The organism is Rodentibacter pneumotropicus DSM 21403 (genome assembly GCF_000379905.1).
GTDB classification, from domain to species: domain Bacteria; phylum Pseudomonadota; class Gammaproteobacteria; order Enterobacterales; family Pasteurellaceae; genus Rodentibacter; species Rodentibacter pneumotropicus.
The window spans coordinates 1-22,359 of the sequence record NZ_KB904042.1 but is presented as its reverse complement, the minus strand read 5'-3'; the positions used below and the strand labels follow the sequence as shown (position 1 = coordinate 22,359).

Here is a 22,359-nt window from a genome sequence, read left to right as displayed (position 1 = left end):
ACAGTTGTTTTTATTTTCATTAATTAATATTGGCTAAGTAAGGTGAAATTTATGGCAAAAAATCATTCATTATCAACGATATTGGTTCATGGCGGACGCAATAAACGTTTTACCCAAGGAGCTGTGAACCCGGTGATTCAACGGGCATCCTCGCTTGTTTTTGACACGATAACGGATAAAAAACACTGCACCAAAAATCGTTATAAAGGTGAATTGTTTTATGGTCGCCGCGGTACGCTCACGCATTTTGCACTGCAAGATTTAATGTGTGAAATGGAAGGCGGAGCAGGCTGTTATCTTTATCCTTGTGGTGCGGCTGCAGTGACAAATGCTATTTTGTCTTTTGTGAAAAGTGGTGATCATATTTTGATGAGTGGTGCTGCCTATGAGCCTACACAAGATTTCTGCAATATTATTTTGAAAAAGATGCAGATCGATACCACTTATTATGATCCTTTAATCGGTGACAATATTGCTCAACTCATTCAACCGAATACCAAAGTTCTCTTTTTAGAATCGCCGAGTTCTATCACAATGGAAGTACCGGATATTCAGGCTATTGTAAAGGCTGCCCGAGCGGTAAATTCAGAAATTGTGATTATGATTGATAACACTTGGAGTGGTGGTGTGCTGTTCAAAGCCTTAGAATACGGCATTGATATTTCTATTCAAGCCGGCACCAAATATTTGGTAGGACATTCCGATGTGATGATTGGAACTGCCGTTGCAAATGACCGCACTTGGGATCAATTACGTGAACACTCTTATTTAATGGGGCAAATGGTGGATGCAGATTCGGCTTATACTACGGCTCGGAGTATTCGTACCTTGGCAGTACGGTTAAAACAACACCATGAAAGTAGCATTAGAGTAGCGAAATGGTTGAGTGAGCAGACTCAAGTGAAAGCCGTATATCATCCTGCTTTGCCAAGTTGTCCAGGGCATGAATTTTTCCTACGGGATTTTAGCGGCGCAAGCGGATTATTTTCTTTTGAGCTAAACCAACGTTTAACGGATGAACAGGTCGCCCAATTTATGGATCATTTCAAACTATTCACTATGGCATATTCATGGGGGGGCTTTGAATCCTTAATTTTATGTAATCAACCGGAAGAAATTGCAAGAATTCGCCCGAATATTAAACGAAAACTAACGGGTTCATTAATTCGTGTTCATATCGGTTTTGAAGAGGTTGATGAGCTTATCGCTGATTTAAAGGCAGGATTTGAACGAATCGCTTGATACCCTTTTCTCATGATTCAAAGGGCTTAATAGAATAAGCCCTTGTTTACTCATTCTTTGAGTTGATCTATCATATTTCCCGTTTTTAATGTAAAAAAGAGAGCATAATGAAGCATATTCATATTTTAGGTATTTGTGGCACATTTATGGGTGGCGTGGCGATGATCGCTAAACAAATGGGATATAAAGTGACCGGCTCGGATACCAATGTTTATCCGCCGATGAGCATCTTTTTACAGGAACAGGGCATTGATATTATTCCTAACTATGATGTCGATCAACTTCAACCGGCACCGGATATGGTGATTATTGGAAATGCGTTAAAACGTGGCAATCCTTGCGTGGAATATGTGTTAGAAAATAGCTTACCCTATACTTCCGGTCCACAATGGTTACACGATAATTTATTGAGAAATCGTTGGGTTTTAGCGGTTTCCGGTACACATGGTAAAACAACCACAACCGGTATGCTGACTTGGATCTTAGAACAAAACGGCTTGAAACCCGGTTTTTTAATTGGCGGAATTGCCGGTAATTTTGGGACTTCTGCCCGTTTAGGAGAAAGCAATTTCTTTGTGATTGAGGCGGATGAATATGATACGGCGTTTTTTGATAAACGTTCTAAGTTTGTTCATTACAATCCTAAAACGTTAATTATCAATAATATCAGTTTTGATCATGCGGATATTTTTGATGATCTGAAAGCAATTCAACGTCAGTTCCATCATATGATTCGTACTATTTCGGCAAGCGGGCGTATTCTTTCTTTTGCCAATGAACAAAGCGTAAAAGATACCTTAGCCATGGGATGTTGGTCTGAGCAACAATTTATCGGGGAAGATAAGGAATGGTTTGCAGAACGTATCACAACGGATGCGTCCCATTTTGCCGTGTTCCATCATGGCGAGAAAGTTGCCGAAGTGAAATGGAATGTTGTCGGTGTACATAATATGAATAATGCCTTAATGGCAATAGCAGCTGCTTACCACGTTGGCGTACCCGTTGAAAACGCCTGTACAGCCTTAGGTTCTTTTATTAATGCAAAACGCCGTTTGGAAGTAAAAGGTGAAGTGAACGGTATTACGGTTTATGATGATTTTGCCCATCATCCCGAAGCGATTTTGGCTACTTTGACGGCATTGCGTGATAAAGTCGGTGGTGGCGTTCGGATTCTTGCCGTGTTGGAGCCTCGCTCAAATACGATGAAAATGGGGGTACATAAAGATGAAATCGCACCTGCATTAGGGAGAGCTGATGTGGTCTTTATGTTGCAGCCGGATAATATCCCTTGGGAAGTGGCTGAAATTGCAACACAATGCGTACAACCGGCATATTGGACAGCAAATCTTGATAAATTAGTGGATATGATCGTGGCAGAAGCACAACCTAAGGATCATATTTTAGTGATGTCAAATGGGAGTTTTGGGGGAATTCATCAAAAGATTTTAGATAAATTGAGATAACTTTGTGATTGAAGTGCGGTTATAAAATGATGTATTTTCTGACCGCACTTTTGTTTTATTGCGATATTATGTAGCAAATGCACAAAGTAGGAGTTTCAATGAAATGTAGGGATACTGTCCTTACTAATAGAACAAAAATAAAGTTTGTGAGACTACGGCATAATTCAGTTTTATTGATTAAAAAGGAGAAAAAATGGCTGACCCGCATATTCAATCCCCAATGGACAGTTGGGATAACATCACAGTGATGATTTATCGGACCGGATTTATTATCGCTGCTTTTAGTGTTTTACTCTTGACTTGGTTTCCAAATGAGGCAGAAATTGCGATTTTAATCGCAGCGACTTGTTGTGCTTCATCTTTGCATATTTATCTCAAACATTTTCGTTTAACATTTCAATTTGCCACTTGGATTGGCTTAGTTTGCTCTATTTTAGGTTGGCATGAACTTGCATTAGGCGGAGCATTGGTCACATTGGGTGGGCTTTGTTTTAAAGAATATTTTTGTTTTCGTGTGCCGTTATTAAATTTACAGCCTATTTTTGTGGCGATACTCTGGTTTTTTTGGGTATTTGAAGGCGGAATACTGACTCGAGTTTTATCGATTATTGTTGGCGTATTGTTGTTACTGCTTGCCGTTCAGAAATTGAGAATGCCATTGCATTTTGATATTGGCGATAAAACAAAGTATCAAATCTAGTATGGAAAAGAGCGGTCAATTTGACCGCTCTTTTCAACATTTTCGGTATTATGCAGTAGTTACACAAACTTGATTAGGATTTATTTGTAGGGATACACTTTGTGTGTCCCTACATTTTTCGTTTTGTGTATTTGCTGCGTAATAATGAACATCTTAATTAGTGTAGATAAGTAACCACAACTAAGAAAACTTTTAATAGTGACGCATTAATTAAATCAATAAAGAATGCTCCCACCATTGGTACGATTAAGAAGGCTTTGTGAGATGCGCCAAAACGACTTGTAATCGCTTGCATATTTGCCACCGCAGTAGGTGTCGCACCTAAACCGAAGCCACAGTGTCCCGCACTAAGTACGATTGCATCATAATCTTTCCCCATGGCACGATAAGTTACATAAATTGCGAAGCATGCCATAAAAGCAACTTGGATAGCTAGGATAATTAATACATCTGTTGCAAGACCTGCTAATTCCCAAAGTTTTAATGACATTAAGGCAATAGCTAAGAAAATGGATAAGCCTACGCTGCCCAATACATCAATAGCGGAATCTGCCACACGGAATTTGAAAATATGTGCTAACACATTACGAATGATAACACCGGTAAATAAACACCAAACGAAGGTTGGTAGTTGTAACGCTGTACCTTTTGTAATGCTATCCAGATATTGACCGATCAATAAACAGAAAGACATCATTGCAATGGTTTCAATGATCGAACGTGCATTGACTTTACGTTGATAGGTTGGATGTTCAAAGGCTTCTTGGACATCATCAACATCATCATTTTCCGGATTTTCTCCTTGTTTTTGACGATTTAATAAGAAACGTGCCACAGGGCCACCGATAATACCGCCAAATACTAAACCGAATGTGGCACAAGCCATGGCGATTTCTGTTGCTGCCGGTAAGTTAAATTTTTTGATGAAGGTTTCAGCCCAAGCCACGCCGGTACCATGGCCACCAGTTAAGGTGACAGAACCTGCTAATAAACCATAGGCAGGATCAATCCCTAAAATCTGAGCACCGACAATGCCGATCACGTTTTGGAAGAAAATCAATGTCGCTGCAATAAATAGGAAAATAATGAGTGGTTTACCGCCTTTAATTAAACGGGCAAAGTTTGCACTTAAACCGATTGATGAGAAAAAAACTAACATCATTGTGGTTTGTAAGCTTTTTTCAAAGGTAAATGAAGTACGATCCACTTTGTACCAAATTGATAGTGCGATAGCGATAATAAAACCGCCGACAACCGGTTCCGGAATGTTAAAGTTTTTAAGTACGCTAATGCGTTTTACTAAAAAATAGCCTAATAATAAAACAAGGCTGGCGAGTGCAAGTGTTTGATAAGTATCAAATACAATATTCACGAAATATCCTCCTATAATCTGGTTTCGAAAAATTTATATGTTATGTGCAGGTTCGATGACCACAATATCCACATTACTGTGTAAGCCACGGGGGAGTGGTGAGCCTTTTCTGCCGCGTTCCGCTCGGAATTTTTGCAGATCCTCCGGTTTTAATGTAACTTTTCGTTTGCCGGAGTGGAACTCAAGACTGGCTTGATCTGAAATGAGCAATAATTTGACTAATAATTCGCTGCGATCCTTTGCGTTCGCCGCAGAAATACTCACAATTTTATTGCCTTTACCTTTTGATAATACCGGTAAATCCTGTACCGGGAAAATTAACATTCTGCCGACTGAAGTCAAGGCTACGAGAAGTGCGGTTGAATCCGACAGAATTTTAGGCGCCAACACTTTGGCATTTTCCGGTAAAGAAATCAAGGCTTTTCCTGCTTTATTACGTGCAATTAAATCTTCAACTTTACAAATGAAGCCATAGCCCGCATCAGATGACATCAACAATTCCTGCTGTTCCGGCTCCATAATGACATGCTCAACGGTTGCCCCTGCCGGGAGGGTTAATTTTCCTGTGAGCGGTTCGCCTTGTGAACGGGCAGAAGGCAAGGTAAGCGGATCAACGGCATAGCTACGTCCTGTGCTATCAATGAATACGGCGGCTTGATTGCTTTTACCGCAAGCATGAGTGCGATAACCATCGCCGGCTTTATAACTTAACGCTTTTGGATCAATATCATGTCCTTTTGCACAGCGTACCCAGCCCATTTCCGATAAAATAACAGTAACAGGTTCAGCCGGTGTCATCTCGCTTTCTGAAATGGCTTTTGCTTCCTCACGTTCGACTAATTGTGACATCCGTGGGCTAGCGTATTTTTTTGCATCTTCTTGGATCTCTTTTTTGATGAGCGTATTGAGACGACGTTCAGAGCCTAAAATCGTTTCTAAATTTGACCGCTCTTTTTCTAATTCATCTTGCTCCGCACGGAGTTGGTGTTCTTCCAATTTCGCTAAATGGCGCAAGCGCAAATTTAAAATAGCATCGGCTTGTTCATCACTTAAATTAAAGCGTGTCATCAGTTCTGCTTTGGGATCGTCCTCATGGCGAATGATCTCAATTACTTCATCAATATTTAAGAAGGCAATCATTAATCCTTCTAAAATATGCAAGCGAGAAAGCACTTTATCCAACCGATATTGTAAACGGCGTGTCACAGTGGTACGGCGGAAATTCAGCCATTCATTAAGAATTTGCAATAACCCTTTCACTGCCGGTTTATGATCAAGTCCAATCATATTCATATTCACACGATAGCTTTTTTCAAGATCGGTGGTGGCAAATAAGTGTGCCATGAGGGCATCGGTATCTACACGATTGGAACGAGGGACAATCACAATTCGAATTGGATTTTCGTGGTCGGCTTCATCACGAATATCTTCTACCATCGGCAATTTCTTTGCCGTCATTTGATCAGCGATTTGGGCAATGATTTTAGATGGAGAAGATTGGTGGGGAAGGGCTGAAATAATGATTTCCCCCTCTTCTTTTTTCCATGTGGCACGCATTTTGATCGAACCGCGACCTTGTTCGTAAATTTTACGAATTTCTGCTTTGGGTGAAATAATTTCCGCTTCCGTTGGGAAATCAGGTCCTTGCACAATATTTAACAGATCATCAAGGTTGGCTTTGGGGTTATCAAGCAATAGAACCGCAGCATCGGCAATTTCATTAATATTATGAGGAGGAATATCCGTTGCCATCCCCACTGCAATCCCCGTGGTGCCGTTAAGCAAAATATGCGGTAAACGTGCAGGCAAATATTGTGGTTCTTCTAAAGTGCCGTCAAAGTTTGGTTGATAGTCCACCGTACCTTGCCCAAGTTCGGAAAGTAAAATTTCAGAAATTTTAGATAGGCGTGATTCCGTATAGCGCATTGCCGCAAAAGATTTAGGATCATCCGGTGCCCCCCAGTTACCCTGACCGTCCACTAACGGATAACGGTAAGAAAAGGGCTGAGCCATCAATACCATAGCTTCATAGCAAGCGGAATCCCCGTGCGGGTGGAATTTACCTAAGACATCACCCACAGTACGTGCGGATTTTTTGTATTTTGCCGTCGCGTTTAAGCCAAGTTCCGACATGGCATAGACAATACGGCGTTGAACGGGCTTTAAACCATCACCGATAAAAGGTAATGCACGATCCATAATGACGTACATTGAATAATTGAGATAGGCACTTTCGGTGAAAGTGCGGAGTGGCATTTGCTCAATGCCTTCATAGTTGATATTTGTGCTCATATAAATTTTCCCATTACACCGCTAAATCCACTTGATCGCCCTTGGTTTGTAGCCAATTTTTTCGATCTTCGGAACGTTTTTTCGCCAGTAACATATCCATCAGCTCTAAGGTTTCCGTGCCTTGTTCTTCTTCTGAATTATAGGTTAATTGCACGAGACGGCGGGTATTCGGATCCATAGTAGTTTCCCGTAATTGAGAAGGATTCATTTCGCCCAAACCTTTAAAACGTTGAACATTAGGTTTGCCTTTTTTATTTTTCAGGCGATCCAAAATCGCCTCTTTTTCCCCTTCATCCAAGGCGTAGAACACTTCTTTATTTAAATCAATGCGGTAAAGGGGGGGCATTGCCACATAAACGTGTCCCTCTTGCACCAATTTTGGGAAATGGCGTAAGAATAGGGCACAAAGTAGCGTAGCGATATGCAAGCCATCGGAATCCGCATCCGCAAGAATACAGACTTTGCCGTAGCGTAGTTGGGATAAATCATCACTGTCCGGATCGATGCCCAATGCAACAGCGATATCGTGAATTTCTGTGGAACCCAGTACCTGCTCAGGTGATACTTCCCAGGTGTTTAAAATTTTTCCACGCAAGGGCAAAATTGCCTGATATTCCCGATCTCGGGCTTGTTTAGCTGAGCCGCCTGCAGAATCCCCTTCCACTAAAAATAGTTCGGTTTTTTCCAGATCTTGTGATCCGCAATCCGCTAATTTACCCGGTAATGCCGGGCCGCTAACGAGTTTTTTCCGCACCACTTTTTTGGCAGCACGCAAACGGCGTTGAGCAGAGCTGATCGCCATTTCTGCGAGTTTTTCTGCATCTTGGACATTTTGGTTAAGCCATAGGCTGAAGGAATCTTTTAAAACTCCGCTCACAAAGACCGCACTTTGACGCGATGATAAGCGTTCTTTAGTTTGACCGGCGAATTGGGCATCTTGCATTTTGAGTGAAAGAATATAAGAACAACGATCCCAAATATCATCGGCGGTAAGTTTGACTCCACGAGGGAGTAAATTGCGAAATTCGCAAAATTCACGAATGGCATCAAGCAAGCCTTGGCGTAAACCGTTGACGTGTGTGCCGCCTTGGATAGTCGGGATTAAATTCACATAGCTTTCACCAATCAGTTCCCCGCCCTCAGGCAACCATAACAATGCCCAGCTGACGGCTTCGTTATTGCCTTTAAATTCGCCCACGAAAGGTTTTTCCGGCAGGGTTTCATAACCATTGACCGCTTCAATAAGATAATCGGACAAGCCGTCTTCATACAGCCAAATATCCTGTGTGTTGTTTACTTTATCCGTGAATTTAATCTCTAGTCCCGAACAAAGCACTGCTTTGGCTCGTAATAAATGGCGCAAACGGCTGACGGAAAATTTTGCGCTATCAAAATATTTTGCATTGGGTTTGAAATGAACGGTCGTTCCGGTAGTGCGTCTGCCGCACGTGCCGACCACTTCAAGTTCTTCCACTTTTACTCCATTTTCAAAGACGATTTTATACACTTCGCCATTGCGTTTGACCTGAATATCCACCCGTTCGGAAAGCGCGTTTACCACAGAAATTCCCACACCGTGTAAGCCACCGGCAAATTCATAGTTTTTATTGGAAAATTTACCGCCGGCATGGAGCTTGGTTAAAATCACTTCCACACCGGAAACCCCTTCTGTAGGGTGAATATCTACCGGCATTCCCCGACCGTTATCAATAACTTCAAGAGATTGATCTGCGTGCAAAATCACTTCAATCTTGGTGGCAAATCCGGCAAGGGCTTCGTCCACACTGTTATCAATCACTTCTTGTGCAAGGTGATTAGGGCGGGTAGTATCCGTGTACATACCGGGGCGAATTTGCACCGGTTCGAGATCTTTTAAAACCGTAATTTCTTGAGCTGAATACTGAGTTGTCATTTTTAGGTTGTTCATTAAATAGAGAAAAAATTGTGAAAGAGTGTATCAAAAAGTGCGGTCATTTTCGACCGCACTTTTAATCATACAGGCTTGGGTCGTTTTCATTTGGTCGTGTTTTAAAACGGCGATGCAGCCACATATACTGCGCTACACCTTTTAGAATTTCTTTTTCTACGAGGCGGTTCATTCGCATAGCAATGCTCGTTTCATCCTCTAAATCCGTGAAATCCACCGGGGGAGAAATGCTCACCGTATAGCCCGAACCGTCCCGATTGCGAAGCGGTGCAAAGGGGATGATTTTGCTTTTCGGAGAGGATTTTAATAAATAGTAGCTGCCGGTGGTGGTGCACGCATCAGGTACGGAAAAAAACGGCACAAACACGGCATTTTTTCGCCCATAATCGTGGTCGGGCGCATACCAAATGGTTTCACCTTGGCGTAAGGCTTTAATCATACCGCGAAGATCTTTACGATCCAGCATATCTTTATTGGAACGCAAACGTCCTTGAGTTTGTAGCCAGTCCATAAGCGGGTTATCATTCGGGCGATACACGCCTAATCCGGGGTGATGTAACCCCACAATGCGAGCGCCGAGTTCCAGCGTGAGAAAATGCACACCGACAAAAATAATGCCGTTTTGCTGGCTCTCTTTGAGATGATGTAACCCTTCAATTTTCGACCACTTTTTTATGCGGGCATCAGACCAAAACCACGCCATACCCGTTTCAATGATTGCCATTCCCACCGAACGTAAATTTTCTTGTAACAGGGTTTCACGTTCATTTTCCGGCATATCGGGAAAGCAAAGTTCTAGATTTCGGCGTGCGATAGCGGCACGGCGTTTGCCGATGCTTAAATGGGAAAAAAGCCAACCTAATCCGTTTCCAATATGGTGCAAAATGGGATAGGGTAGTAAAAGTAGCGTACGCCAAATACCCAAGGCAAGCCAAAAGCCCCAATATTTGGGAGCAAGAAAAGCACGTTGAAAAGTCGGGAGTTTGCTATTTTTCATTGGCGGTTAATCATTCATTCTTTGTGAAAATGCGCGGTAGTTTAACGTAAAAATGACTTGTGGTAAAATCACGCCAATTTTTTCCAAGAGAGAACATCATGGCTCAGTATTTAGCAGAATTTAAACAGGCAAGCGTCCTTGTATTAGGCGATGTAATGCTTGATCGTTATTGGTTTGGTGCAACCAACCGAATTTCACCTGAAGCACCGGTGCCGGTGGTGCGAGTACAGGAAAATGAAGATCGTGCCGGTGGGGCTGCGAATGTAGCGATGAATATTGCTTCATTGAATGTACCTGTACAGCTGATGGGATTGGTTGGGCAAGATGAAGCCGGTGCGGCATTGTCTCATTTGCTAAAAGGTCAGCATATTGATTGCAATTTTGTGGCATTAACTAGCCACCCGACGATTACCAAATTACGTATTTTATCCCGTCATCAACAGCTTTTACGCCTTGATTTTGAAGAAGATTTCCAAAGTGTTGATTGCGAAGATTTACTTGTCAAACTAGAAAGTGCGGTTAAAAATTACGGTGCTTTAGTGCTTTCCGATTATGGCAAAGGTACGCTGAAAGAAGTGCAAAAAATGATTCAAATTGCTCGTAAAGCTAATGTGCCGGTACTCATTGATCCAAAAGGCACGGATTTTGAGCGTTATCGTGGGGCGACATTGCTCACACCAAATATGGCGGAATTTGAAGCGGTGGTGGGCAAATGCAACACGGAAGAAGACATCATTGAAAAAGGCTTGAAACTAATTTCTGACATAGAATTGACCGCACTTTTGGTGACCCGTTCAGAAAAAGGGATGACCTTGCTTCGTCCAAATCAAGAACCTTATCATCTGCCAACGGTGGCGAAAGAAGTCTTTGATGTGACAGGGGCGGGTGATACGGTAATCAGTGTGTTGGCGACAGCGCTTGCGGATGGACGTTCTTTTGAGGAATCCTGTTATTTAGCGAATGTTGCCGCAGGTATTGTGGTGGGTAAATTGGGGACTTCAACAGTTTCTAATGTTGAACTGGAAAATGCCATTCATGCCCGTCCTGAAACCGGTTTTGGTATTATGACCGAATCGCAACTCAAAGAGGTTGTCAAACAAGCGAAAGCCCGTGGTGAAAAAATTGTGATGACGAACGGCTGTTTTGATATTTTGCATCCGGGCCATGTGTCTTATCTTGAAAATGCCCGTAAATTAGGAGATCGTTTAATTGTTGCGGTGAATAGTGATGATTCCGTCAAACGCTTAAAAGGCGAAAGTCGCCCAATTAATCATCTTGAAACCCGAATGGCAGTATTGGCAGGGTTGTCCTCCGTAGATTGGCTCGTGCCTTTTACGGAAGATACGCCACAACGCTTAATCGGTGAAGTCTTACCGGATTTACTTGTAAAAGGCGGAGATTATAAACCGGAGGAGATTGCCGGTAGCCAAGAAGTGTGGGCAAATGGTGGAGATGTGAAAGTGTTAAACTTTGAAAACGGTTGTTCTACCACTAATGTGATTGAGAAAATTAAAGCATTAAACGAGTAGGAATGAAAAGGTTGGGAAATCCCAACCTTTTTACTTCAACATTTTTCTATAATATCCGTTTGAGCATCATTTCCTACCACAAAAGTATGTTTATCAAATTCTATAAAGCCATTTTTTCGATAGAAATTTTGTAGCGCATTGAGATCAACAATAGAAAGAGGATAATTTTGCTGAGAGAACTGAAAGTTTATTGAATTGTGTTAGCACAATTAGTCCTATTTTGGTGTTTTTTAATGTTTTAGTTCGAAATAAGATTAAATCAAGCCTGTGGATATGGTAGGAATTACTTGCTTTTGCTATGCACAATAGATAGAATGCGTTTTCCTTGTCATCGCTGGGTTAGAGATCGGCGAATGATGTATCAACAACACTACCTTTTAGGAGTAAAAAATGTCTCTAAGTACTGAAAAAAAAGCAGCAATCGTTGCTGAATTTGGTCGCGATGCGAAAGATACCGGTTCTTCCGAAGTGCAAATCGCATTATTAACTGCACAAATCAACCATTTACAAGCTCACTTTGCAGAGCATAAAAAAGACCATCATGGTCGTCGTGGTTTATTACGTATGGTTTCCCGTCGTCGTAAACTTTTAGACTACTTAAAACGTACTGATCTTGCTTTATATCAAAGCACAATCGCTCGTTTAGGTTTACGTCGTTAATTTTTATTACGATATTAAACAGAAAAGCCCTCGATTTTCGAGGGTTTTTTGTATCTGTTCTATAATGAAAAATAAAAAGTGCGGTCAAAATTGACCGCACTTTTGCTATTCGGATTTGGCTTCTTCAATAGGGATTTTATCCAATACGTCCCACAGGCTGCCACGAGAGGGGGATTGATTTGTTGGTGGAGGCATTGTTGAAGATGAGCAGAAATTTTGTCCTTTGTTAGCCCACACAGGAATCATGTAGTTACTGCCACAATCCCAACTACCATATTGAGTAATGCCAACCCATTTTATCGCAGCGGGCTTTTGGAGCTTTAATTTTTCAATGTAAACTCGGTTGAGATAGTCTTTATAAATTTGTAATGCACCGGATGCACCGGTCAGCTTTGTTTCTCCGTTGTCATCACGTCCTAGCCAAATGGTGCTGACATTTCGTCCGTCAATGCCAACAAACCAAGTGTCACGTGCATCATTTGTTGTACCGGTTTTACCGGCAAGTTGAAGCCCTGCATAATCATTTTGCAGACTACGTGCTGTGCCACGTTCGACAGTTTTTTGCATGGCAAACAGAGTTTGGAATGCCGCTTCTTGTGGTACAACTTGTTTGGCGGTTTTATCATGCTGATAAATCAGGTTTCCTTGACGATCAGTGATACTGTCTATTGTGGTTAAATTAATTCTACCACCTTGGTTTGCGATAGTCTGATAAAGTCTTGTAACGTCATAAGGTGAAATTGTATAAGAGCCAAGTAACATTGCCGGCACTTTAGGGATTTCTATATTATCCCAACCCATCGCTTTTTGTGTGTCGATAACATTTGCTAAACCCACTTTCATACCAATATTGACTGTTGGAATATTTAATGAACGGGCGAGAGCATCCATTAGCATGACAGAGCCACTATATTTGCGGTCATAATTACGTGGCTGCCAAGGTGGGCTACCTTTTATGTTAATCGTGATAGGCTGATTGTTAATTGGCGTATTTAAACGGAACTGTTCAGGATTTGAAAGTGCGGCTAAATAAATGGATGGTTTTACCAGTGAACCAATTTGGCGTTTTGCCATTAAAGCCCGGTTGAAACCGGCATACTGTGTTTGTAATCCTCCTACTATCGAACGAATTTCACCGGTACGATAGTCAGCCACAATCATCGCCCCTTCTAAATGGGGATTTTTAGTCTGAACTTGTAATTTAGAAACAGTATTTACTACGGCGTTTTCTGATTGTTCCTGCTGTTTTAAGTCCATTGTAGTGAAAATACGGGCACCGAGTAAACCGGACATTTTAAGGTCGCCAAGCTGACGGCGTAAGTCACTCTGTAAAGTTTGAATAAAGGCAGGGTATTTGCGCGAAATTTGCCCTTTGGCTTGCACACCGAGTGGACGTTTACTGAGTAACTCGTAAAGTTCGTCTCCGATCATTTGGTGATCAAGCATCAATTTTAACACCACATTACGGCGTTCAAGGGCATTTTGTGGGTTACGCCAAGGATTATAAAGCGAAGGTCCTTTTACCATTCCCACTAGCAAGGCGATTTGATCAAGGCTAATTTCACGAATGGAGCGCCCGAAATAAAATTGGCTGGCAAGTTCAAAGCCGTGGATTTGAGTATCACCGTTTTGTCCGAGATAAATTTCATTGAGATAGGTTTCGAGGATGCGGTTTTTATTATAACGCCAGTCTAAAATTAGGGACATTAAAGCCTCGTTGGCTTTGCGTGTAATGGTACGTTCGCTTGATAAAAAAAGGTTTTTGACTAATTGTTGCGTTAATGTACTGCCACCTTGAACGGTTTGTCCGGCACGGATATTTGCAATTAATGCGCGTACAATTCCAACGGGATTAATTCCGTTATGCTCATAAAAACGGCGATCCTCTGTTAAAATCAGTGTATCGATCAATAAACGAGGGTAATTTTGCAGGGGAATCGCAAGACGATCTTCGTTATCTGATGCCAACATTGCGATAAGTTTAGGGGCTAGGCGAAATTCATCAATAGCTTGAAGGGCAACAAGATCTTCAATTCGGCTTAATTTATTATCAGTAAAACGTAGGCGTAATACCCGCTGAGGTTCAGGTTTATCGGGGAAAGGAAAAGCACGACGTAGAACAACGATTGTATCATCTTCTAACTTAAAATCACCCGGTGCTGCAACCATGGTAGTTTGACGGTATTCGTTATTAAGTAAAATTTGAATGACTTCGTCAAAAGCAAGATTATCGGTAATTTTGACACTTTCAATGCGGCTATATACTTCTGCCGGTAAATGCCAAATTTGCCCGTCCATTTTGGAACGAATTTGCCAATCTAAGTAGCCGCCATAAAATATTGCCAGTACTGCTACAGTGAAGCTGCTTTTGAGTAGAAACATTTTGCAAGCATGACGCTTGCTTGGTTTCGATTCTTGGCTTTTTTCTTGTTCGTGGTTTTCTACTGTCATCGTTGGCTATGCAATAAAATCAATGTAGGATTTAAGGAAATGAATAAAATCGGGCGTGCCGCAAAAGGCGATACTTTCTTCATCATAATAATGGAAATCATCTTCTAATATTTCGTCGGATTCCATCATCAGGTTATTGGCACGTATCATTACTTCGTCGGCATTCAAAAAGAGCGTATATTCTGCACCAATTAGACGGGTTTCTTGATTTTTAGCTAATTGCTGAGCGGTAGAAAGTGCGGTCAAAATCGCTTGTGGATTTGACCGCACTTCTGTATTAAACCAGTTGGCAAGGGCAATATGTTCCATTGAACACTTAACCGTGACATTGCCCAAATGCGAAGTAAATTGAAAATCCATATTAAATACTGAAAGAGGAGCCACAACCGCAGGTGCTGGAGGCATTTGGGTTGTTGACGATAAAGCGGGAACCTTCCAAGCCTTCTGTGTAATCGACGGTCCCACCGATCAAATATTGTAAACTCATGGGGTCAATGACAAGTTGAACGCCGGATTTTTCGATAGTCAAATCACCTTCATTCACTTTTTCATCAAAAGTAAACCCATATTGGAAACCGCTGCAACCGCCACCGGTGATATAAACACGTAGTTTGAGATTATTATTTTCTTCTTCGCTAATTAAACTTTTTACTTTATTGGCAGCCGCATCGGTAAATGTAAGAGGGACGGCAATATTATCTGTCATATTATTCTCCACTTTCCTAAAACTTGAATTGGGCTATTATCCAATAACCGACTAATGCATTCAAGATTTTTCACGGAAATCGTGCTATAATCCGCCCCATTGTTATGTTCAAACAGCGAGAATAAAATGGCGATTCCATTAAGAACTGAAGAAGAAATTATGAAACTTCGTGAAGCTTGTAAATTGGCTTCGGATGTATTGATCATGATTGAACCTTATGTCAAAGCAGGGGTAACAACGGGCGAATTAGATCGTATTTGCCACGAATATATGGTCAATGAACAAAAAGTGATTCCTGCCTGCTTAAATTATCATGGTTTTCCTAAGGCAACTTGTATTTCTATTAATGAGGTCGTTTGTCATGGTATTCCAAGTTCGGACAAAGTGTTGAAAAACGGCGATATTGTAAATATTGATGTGACCGTGATTAAAGATGGCTACTTCGGCGATAACTCAAAAATGTATATTGTGGGTGGTGAAACCAATATTCGTAGTCAGAAACTGGTGGAAGCGGCACAAGAAGCACTTTATGTTGGTTTACGTACCGTGAAACCGGGGATTCGCTTAAATGAAATTGGTAAAGCTGTGCAAAAATATACGGAAAGTCAAGGTTTTAGTGTTGTACGGGAATATTGCGGGCATGGTATCGGAACAGAATTCCATTGTGATCCGCAAGTGTTACATTATTATGCCGATGATGGCGGAGTGATTTTAAAACCGGGTATGGTGTTTACCATTGAACCGATGATTAATGCCGGTAAAAAAGAAGTGCGGGTAATGGGAGACGGGTGGACGGTGAAAACCAAGGATCGTAGTCATTCTGCACAATACGAGCATCAAATTGTCGTCACAGAAACCGGTTGCGAAGTGATGACGATTCGTGACGAAGAAATTCGTGAAGGTCGGATTCAACGTATTATGGTGAATGTTTAATCAATCATGGAAGCCCACTTTTGTGGGCTTTCCTGTATTATGCGTATCAAATAAATTTAATCGAGATCATTATGCTTTTTCCTTTCGATATTCATTCTCCCTTAACGCCAAGTGCGGTCAAAATTCAGCGTGAAAATCTTAAGCAATTTGAGCTGAACAATTTTTCACAATATTCTGTTTTCGAATTGATTGAAAATCGCACGGATTTTTATGATGCCTTATTGCAACGGTTATGGATTCAAATGGGGTTGGATAAACAATCGCAACTTTCCTTGATTGCTGTCGGAGGCTATGGGCGACGGGAAATGTTTCCACTATCAGATTTGGATTTTTTGGTTCTAACGGCACAAATTTTGATAGCCGAAGTACAAGAAAGGATAGTGCAATTTGTTCAGTTTTTGTGGGATTGCGGTTTTGAAGTCGGGCATGCAGTACGCACATTAGCAATGTGTGAGAGTGAAGGGCGGGAAGATATTACGATTGCAACAAATTTACTTGAAGCCAGATTTCTTGCGGGAAACCGACCGCACTTTGATGCATTTCGTGAATTGGTGAAAGCTGATAATTTTTGGTCAAAAGAAACCTTTTTTAATGCAAAAGTGCAAGAGCAAACTGAACGTTATCAGCGTTATCACAACACAAGCTACAATCTTGAACCGGATATTAAATATAGCCCCGGTGGGTTGCGGGATTTGCATTTGTTGTATTGGGTGGCATTGCGTCATACAGGGGCTCAGACCTTAGAGGCGATTTTACAAAGCGGTTTTATTTATCCGCAAGAATATCAACAGTTGCAGGAAAGTCAGGCGTTTATGTTTAAAGTGCGGTTCGCTTTGCATCTCATTTTGAAACGCTATGACAATCGTTTGTTATTTGATCGCCAAATCAAAGTGAGCGAATTACTGGGTTTCAAAGGGGAAGGAAATCAGGGCGTGGAAAAAATGATGAAACAGTTTTTTCAGTCGCTGCAACGTATTTCTCTCATCAGTAATCTTCTGATTCAGCACTACCGAGAACATTTTTTATCACCTCATTATGATGTATTTATTCATCAATTAGATGATAATTTTGAGCTGATAAATGAACGTTTATGCTTGCGTAAGCCGAATTTATTTTTTGAACAACCTGAGCGGATTCTTGATTTATTTTTTTATTTAACACAGTTCGAACAAGCGACGGTTCATTCTGAAACCTTGCGTAAGTTACGTCTTGCACTAGAGCAATTGCCGCAAAAACTGTGTGAAATCCCTGCTGCACGAGAAAAATTTTTACGTCTATTCAATCAGAAAAATGCCATTTCCCGTGCCTTTGTTCCTATGCATCAATATGGGGTATTGACGGCTTATCTTCCACAATGGCAGGAGATTGAAGGGTTAATGCAATTTGATCTGTTCCATATTTATACGGTGGATGAACATACTTTACGGGTAATGTTAAAACTGGAAAGTTTTTTACTTGAAGAAAATGCTTCTGAACACCCCATTTGTCATCGTTTATTTAGCCAATTTTCCGACCGCACTTTGTTATACATCGCGGCATTATTTCATGACATCGCTAAAGGGCGGGGCGGCGATCATGCTGAACTTGGAGCAATCGATGTGGCGGAGTTTGCCCAATTACACGGGCTTGATCGTCGTGAAATTGACACCTTGAGTTGGTTGGTGAAGGCGCATTTGCTTATGTCTATCACAGCGCAGCGGCGTGATATTTATGATCCGGAAATAGTGATGAAATTTGCGGAAGAAGTGCAAAATCAAGTTCGCCTTGATTATTTAACCTGTCTCACAGTGGCGGATATTTGTGCGACTAACAGCACGCTTTGGAATACTTGGAAAAGATCGCTTTTTTCTTCTTTGTATCATTTTACTAAACAGCAATTTAATCAAGGCATGGTGGAATTATTGGATTACTCGGAAAAATCGGAAGAAAACCGCCGCTTGTCGTGGCAAATTTTGCAGTCCTCATTGCCTTCTGTTTCCGAGGAAACCGTCCGGCAATTATGGGGACGTTGCCCTGACGAGTATTTCCTGCGTAATACGCCTAAACAAATTGCGGGACATACGGCATTGCTGGTGGATTTCTCAGGAGACTTGTTGATTAAGGTGACAAATGGATTTTCTCTTGGTGGAACGGAAGTCTTTATTTATTGCTTAGATCAACCGTACTTATTTAATAAAGTGGTGACAACCATTGGCACGAAAAAATTCAGTATCCATGATGCGCAAATTATCACGGCACAAGATGGCTACGTATTCGACAGTTTTATCATTACGGAGCTTAACGGCGATTTAGTAAAATTTGATCGTCGCCGTGAATTAGAAGGGGCGCTGACAAAAGTATTACGAAGTGAGAAACCGTTGTTATCCTCAATGGCTTCCAATCGCCAATTACAGCATTTCAGTGTGAAAACAGATGTTCGTTTTTTACATGAAAATAAAACAGAGCATACGGAAATGGAATTGATCGCATTGGATAAACCGGGATTATTGGCTGAGGTCAGTCAAATTTTTAATGATCTTCAGCTAAATTTGTTGAATGCCAAAATTACGACCGTAGGCGAAAAAGCGGAGGATTTTTTCATCTTAAAAAATAAAGAAAATAAAGCTTTAACACTAAAAGAAAGAGAAAACCTGCGTCAGGTCATTGAGCAAAAGATAAAATAAGACAATATTATGTGGCAGTTCTTATAACGGATACCCGTAGTGCGTCCCTACAAATAAACCCGAAAGTTTGTGCAACTGCTACATAGTATCGAAATAAGAAAAAAGTGCGGTGAAATTTGACCGCACTTTTGAGGACTAGCTAAGGGAAGCAAAGGCGATATCGGCAGCCTCCAGCGTTTTGGCGATGTCTTCATCAGTATGTGCGAGAGACATAAAACCTGCTTCAAATGCTGACGGGGCAAGATAAACGCCAAGATCCAACATTTTATGGAAGAAAATTTTGAATTTTTCCGTATCACATTTCATCACTTCAGCATAAGAAGTCACTTCTTTTTGATCGGTAAAGAAAATTCCGAACATTCCGCCTACATAATTCACGATAAAGGGTACATGATGTTTTTCTGCCAAGGCTTTTAAACCTAAACAAAGTTTTTCGGTTTTTTCAGCGAGCTTTTGTTCGTTTCCTGCTTTTTTCAATTCATTTAAACAAGCTAAACCTGCTGCCATTGCGATAGGATTGCCGGACAGTGTACCCGCTTGGTAAACAGGGCCTGTTGGAGCAAGATATTCCATTACGGCTTTTTTCCCGCCTACCGCACCCACAGGCATTCCGCCGCCAATGACTTTGCCAAGTGTGGTGAGATCTGGCGTGACACCATAATAAGATTGGGCTCCGGCAAGTGCTACGCGGAATCCTGTCATTACTTCATCAATGATAAAAAGTGCGCCGTATTTGTCACAGAGTTCACGTAATCCCTGCAAGAAACCGCTTTGAGGAGGAATACAGTTCATATTGCCGGCAACAGGTTCGATAATTACACAGGCGATACTATCGGGGAGCTGTTCGAATAATTGCTTAACCGAATCTAAATTGTTGTATTCGGCGGTAAGGGTATGTTTGGCAAAATCTTCAGGCACGCCCGGAGAACTAGGTTGACCGAGTGTAAGCGCACCGGAACCGGCTTTGACTAAAAGGGAATCCGAATGACCATGATAGCAACCTTCAAATTTTAAAATTTTGTCGCGACCGGTATAGCCGCGGGCAAGGCGGATTGCTGTCATGGTGGCTTCTGTGCCGGAACTCACCATTCTAACCATTTCAATAGAAGGCATCAGTTCGCAAACCAATTCGGCAAGATCAATTTCTGAAGGGGTTGGTGCACCAAAACTCAAGCCGTTTTCTGTGGCCTTCAGTACGGCGTTTAAAATAGTGGGATGGTTATGTCCTAAAATCATTGGCCCCCAAGAGCCCACATAATCAATATATTGTTTGCTATCCGTATCATAAATATAAGCTCCTTGAGCTTTTTGAATAAATACCGGTGTCCCCCCTACGCCTTTAAAGGCCCGAACGGGGGAATTAACGCCACCGGGAATAATTTGTTGTGCACGAGAGAAAAGTGCGGTCGAATTTGCCATTGTTTTTTCCTTAAATTACAAAAAGTGGTAGGTATTGTACTGAAAAATACAGGCTTTGTTAAAAATATCTTTCTTGCTAAATTTTCCTTATGTTATCCTTTGTAAAAAATGATGAAGGTCTATTTATGTTAAGTCTTATTGTTACTTTTCTTGGTGCATTCCTAACCTTAATGGTTATGCGTCCCATTGCGAATAAAATTGGGTTAGTGGATAAACCGAATTATCGCAAACGTCACCAAGGAGCAATCCCGTTAATTGGTGGTGTGTCCCTTTTTGTGGGAAACCTGTGTTATTACTTAATGGAGTGGGAGCAACTCCGTCTTCCTTATTTATACTTGTTTAGTATTTTTGTGTTACTTGCCATTGGAATTTTAGACGATCGTTTTGATATTAGCCCCTTTTTACGGGCAGGGATTCAGGCGGTATTAGCTATTTTAATGATTGATCTCGGAAATGTTTATCTTGATCATTTTGGGCAAATTTTAGGACCTTTCCAATTAACCCTTGGTTCTATCGGATTGGTTATTACGGTATTTGCAACCATTGCGATTATTAATGCCTTTAATATGATTGATGGTATTGATGGGTTGCTTGGTGGGTTGTCTTGTGTATCTTTTGCGGCGATTGGCATTTTAATGTTTCGCGATGGGCAGATGGATATGGCGCATTGGAGTTTTGCGTTGATTGCTGCAATGCTACCTTATTTAATGTTAAATCTCGGTATCCCTCTAGGACCAAAATATAAAGTATTTATGGGAGATGCCGGAAGTACGTTGGTGGGTTTTACGATCATTTGGATTTTATTGCTAAGTACCCAAGGTAAAGGGCATCCTATGAATCCTGTAACGGCACTTTGGGTGATAGCAATACCGCTAATTGATATGGTGGCGATTATTTACCGCCGTTTAAGAAAAGGGAAAAGTCCGTTTCGTCCCGATCGTTTACATGTGCATCATTTAATGGTTCGGGCTGGTTTGACATCACGTCAAGCCTTTCTCTTAATTACCTTAATGTCTGCAATTTGCGCAACGATTGGTATTTTAGGTGAAATTTACTATATCAATGAATGGGTGATGTTTATTGGTTTTTTTGTCTTGTTTTTTCTTTATGTTTACTCAATTACAAGAGCATGGCGAATTACACGTTTAGTAAGACGAATAAAACGTAGAGCAAGAAAAGCGAAAGTATAAGTAGTATAAGCCTGTAAATAATCGTAAAACGTTTTTAAAGTGAGCGGAAAATTCACAAAATCTGTACAGATTGAATAAAAAACTATCTTTCAAGAAAAAATTAAAAAAAAGTGCTAGACAAGGAATATTGAAATCATTAATATACGCCCCGCAACGACGCAGTACGCGTTCGTAGCTCAGTTGGATAGAGCGTTGGCCTCCGGAGCCAAAGGTCGCAAGTTCGAATCTTGTCGAGCGCGCCAGAGTCAATGCGGTATTTCAATGGTGGCTATAGCTCAGTTGGTAGAGCCCTGGATTGTGATTCCAGTTGTCGTGGGTTCGAATCCCATTAGCCACCCCATCTTTTATAAGATATTATCGGCGAGTAGCGCAGCTTGGTAGCGCAACTGGTTTGGGACCAGTGGGTCGTAGGTTCAAATCCTATCTCGCCGACCATTTTTGCTCTTTAACAACGAATCAGACAATCTGTGTGGGCACTTGTTGATTGACTTATTAAAAATATTTTAATTTTGAAGTCTTAATGGGTGCTGAAGCTAGAAATTCATATTACTTTAAGTAGTGTTTTATTATAGCGAAGCAGTTTATTGAGCGATTGAACTTTTGAATTGAAGAGTTTGATCATGGCTCAGATTGAACGCTGGCGGCAGGCTTAACACATGCAAGTCGAACGGTAACAGGAGAAAGCTTGCTTTCTTGCTGACGAGTGGCGGACGGGTGAGTAATGCTTGGGAATCTGGCTTATGGAGGGGGATAACTACTGGAAACGGTAGCTAATACCGCATAAGGTCTAAGGACAAAAGGGGGCGTAAGCTCTT

16 protein-coding genes, 3 tRNA genes and 1 rRNA gene are annotated in these 22,359 nt (G+C 41.3%); 12 read left to right on the top strand and 8 right to left on the bottom strand.

What is annotated here, in order from left to right; all coding sequences use genetic code 11:
• Positions 1-51: 51 nt before the first annotated feature.
• The 3 genes from metC (at position 52) to A3GE_RS0102830 (ending at position 3,405) form a co-directional block, all read left to right on the top strand.
• Positions 52-1,242, top strand: coding sequence for a cystathionine beta-lyase (gene metC, locus A3GE_RS0102840; protein ID WP_018355767.1), 1,191 nt, complete (start codon positions 52-54; stop codon positions 1,240-1,242).
• 107 nt (positions 1,243-1,349) lie between these two features.
• Positions 1,350-2,705, top strand: a complete 1,356-nt coding sequence (gene mpl, locus A3GE_RS0102835) for a UDP-N-acetylmuramate:L-alanyl-gamma-D-glutamyl-meso-diaminopimelate ligase (RefSeq protein ID WP_018355766.1) — start codon at positions 1,350-1,352, stop codon at positions 2,703-2,705.
• Positions 2,706-2,898: 193 nt separating this feature from the next.
• A complete protein-coding gene (locus tag A3GE_RS0102830) occupies positions 2,899-3,405 on the top strand; it encodes a DUF2301 domain-containing membrane protein (RefSeq protein WP_018355765.1) in 507 nt (168 codons plus the stop codon).
• Between the two features lie 157 nt (positions 3,406-3,562).
• Here A3GE_RS0102830 and gltS read toward each other — a convergent pair whose 3' ends face one another.
• The 4 genes from gltS to A3GE_RS0102810 form a co-directional block, all read right to left on the bottom strand.
• Positions 3,563-4,777: a sodium/glutamate symporter gene (gene gltS / locus A3GE_RS0102825; protein WP_018355764.1), complete on the bottom strand. Its 1,215-nt coding sequence runs from the start codon at positions 4,775-4,777 to the stop codon at positions 3,563-3,565.
• A 33-nt stretch (positions 4,778-4,810) separates the two neighbouring features.
• Positions 4,811-7,069: a DNA topoisomerase IV subunit A gene (gene parC, locus A3GE_RS0102820; RefSeq protein WP_018355763.1), complete on the bottom strand. Its 2,259-nt coding sequence runs from the start codon at positions 7,067-7,069 to the stop codon at positions 4,811-4,813.
• 13 nt (positions 7,070-7,082) lie between these two features.
• Positions 7,083-8,981 carry a DNA topoisomerase IV subunit B gene (parE, locus tag A3GE_RS0102815; protein WP_018355762.1) on the bottom strand — a complete coding sequence of 633 codons (1,899 nt, stop codon included), beginning with the start codon at positions 8,979-8,981 and terminating at the stop codon, positions 7,083-7,085.
• Between the two features lie 76 nt (positions 8,982-9,057).
• Positions 9,058-9,993, bottom strand: coding sequence for a Kdo(2)-lipid IV(A) acyltransferase (locus A3GE_RS0102810; protein ID WP_018355761.1), 936 nt, complete (start codon positions 9,991-9,993; stop codon positions 9,058-9,060).
• A gap of 98 nt (positions 9,994-10,091) precedes the next feature.
• Here A3GE_RS0102810 and hldE point away from each other — a divergent pair, with 98 nt between their 5' ends.
• Positions 10,092-11,522, top strand: coding sequence for a bifunctional D-glycero-beta-D-manno-heptose-7-phosphate kinase/D-glycero-beta-D-manno-heptose 1-phosphate adenylyltransferase HldE (gene hldE, locus A3GE_RS0102805; protein WP_018355760.1), 1,431 nt, complete (start codon positions 10,092-10,094; stop codon positions 11,520-11,522).
• Positions 11,523-11,912: 390 nt separating this feature from the next.
• Complete coding sequence (rpsO, locus tag A3GE_RS0102800) at positions 11,913-12,182, top strand: 30S ribosomal protein S15 (RefSeq protein WP_005628925.1); 270 nt, start codon at positions 11,913-11,915, stop codon at positions 12,180-12,182.
• 105 nt (positions 12,183-12,287) lie between these two features.
• Here rpsO and mrcB read toward each other — a convergent pair whose 3' ends face one another.
• The 3 genes from mrcB to erpA are packed head-to-tail and all read right to left on the bottom strand — an operon-like array spanning position 12,288 to position 15,339.
• Positions 12,288-14,633: a penicillin-binding protein 1B gene (gene mrcB / locus A3GE_RS0102795; RefSeq protein ID WP_018355759.1), complete on the bottom strand. Its 2,346-nt coding sequence runs from the start codon at positions 14,631-14,633 to the stop codon at positions 12,288-12,290.
• Between the two features lie 6 nt (positions 14,634-14,639).
• Entirely contained in the window at positions 14,640-14,993 is a 354-nt protein-coding gene (locus A3GE_RS0102790) for a YacL family protein (protein ID WP_026215360.1), read from the bottom strand.
• 1 nt (position 14,994) lies between these two features.
• Positions 14,995-15,339 (bottom strand): iron-sulfur cluster insertion protein ErpA, encoded by a 345-nt coding sequence (erpA, locus tag A3GE_RS0102785; RefSeq protein ID WP_018355757.1) that lies wholly within the window; start codon positions 15,337-15,339, stop codon positions 14,995-14,997.
• A gap of 126 nt (positions 15,340-15,465) precedes the next feature.
• Here erpA and map point away from each other — a divergent pair, with 126 nt between their 5' ends.
• Entirely contained in the window at positions 15,466-16,272 is an 807-nt protein-coding gene (gene map / locus A3GE_RS0102780) for a type I methionyl aminopeptidase (protein WP_018355756.1), read from the top strand.
• A gap of 71 nt (positions 16,273-16,343) precedes the next feature.
• Complete coding sequence (gene glnD / locus A3GE_RS0102775; RefSeq protein ID WP_018355755.1) at positions 16,344-18,935, top strand: bifunctional uridylyltransferase/uridylyl-removing protein GlnD; 2,592 nt, start codon at positions 16,344-16,346, stop codon at positions 18,933-18,935.
• Positions 18,936-19,070: 135 nt separating this feature from the next.
• On the opposite strand, the gene hemL is transcribed toward glnD, so the two are convergent.
• Positions 19,071-20,354 (bottom strand): glutamate-1-semialdehyde 2,1-aminomutase, encoded by a 1,284-nt coding sequence (gene hemL / locus A3GE_RS0102770; protein WP_018355754.1) that lies wholly within the window; start codon positions 20,352-20,354, stop codon positions 19,071-19,073.
• Positions 20,355-20,479: 125 nt separating this feature from the next.
• On the opposite strand from hemL, the gene wecA reads away from it, so the two are divergent.
• From wecA to A3GE_RS10990, 5 genes are all read left to right on the top strand, one after another.
• Positions 20,480-21,544: a UDP-N-acetylglucosamine--undecaprenyl-phosphate N-acetylglucosaminephosphotransferase gene (wecA, locus tag A3GE_RS0102765; RefSeq protein WP_026215359.1), complete on the top strand. Its 1,065-nt coding sequence runs from the start codon at positions 20,480-20,482 to the stop codon at positions 21,542-21,544.
• 165 nt (positions 21,545-21,709) lie between these two features.
• Positions 21,710-21,786: transfer RNA gene (locus A3GE_RS0102760), tRNA-Arg, on the top strand.
• A 22-nt stretch (positions 21,787-21,808) separates the two neighbouring features.
• Positions 21,809-21,884: transfer RNA gene (locus A3GE_RS0102755), tRNA-His, on the top strand.
• 18 nt (positions 21,885-21,902) lie between these two features.
• A tRNA-Pro gene (locus A3GE_RS0102750) sits at positions 21,903-21,979 on the top strand.
• A 167-nt stretch (positions 21,980-22,146) separates the two neighbouring features.
• Positions 22,147-22,359: ribosomal RNA gene (locus A3GE_RS10990) — 16S ribosomal RNA — on the top strand; the annotation flags it as partial.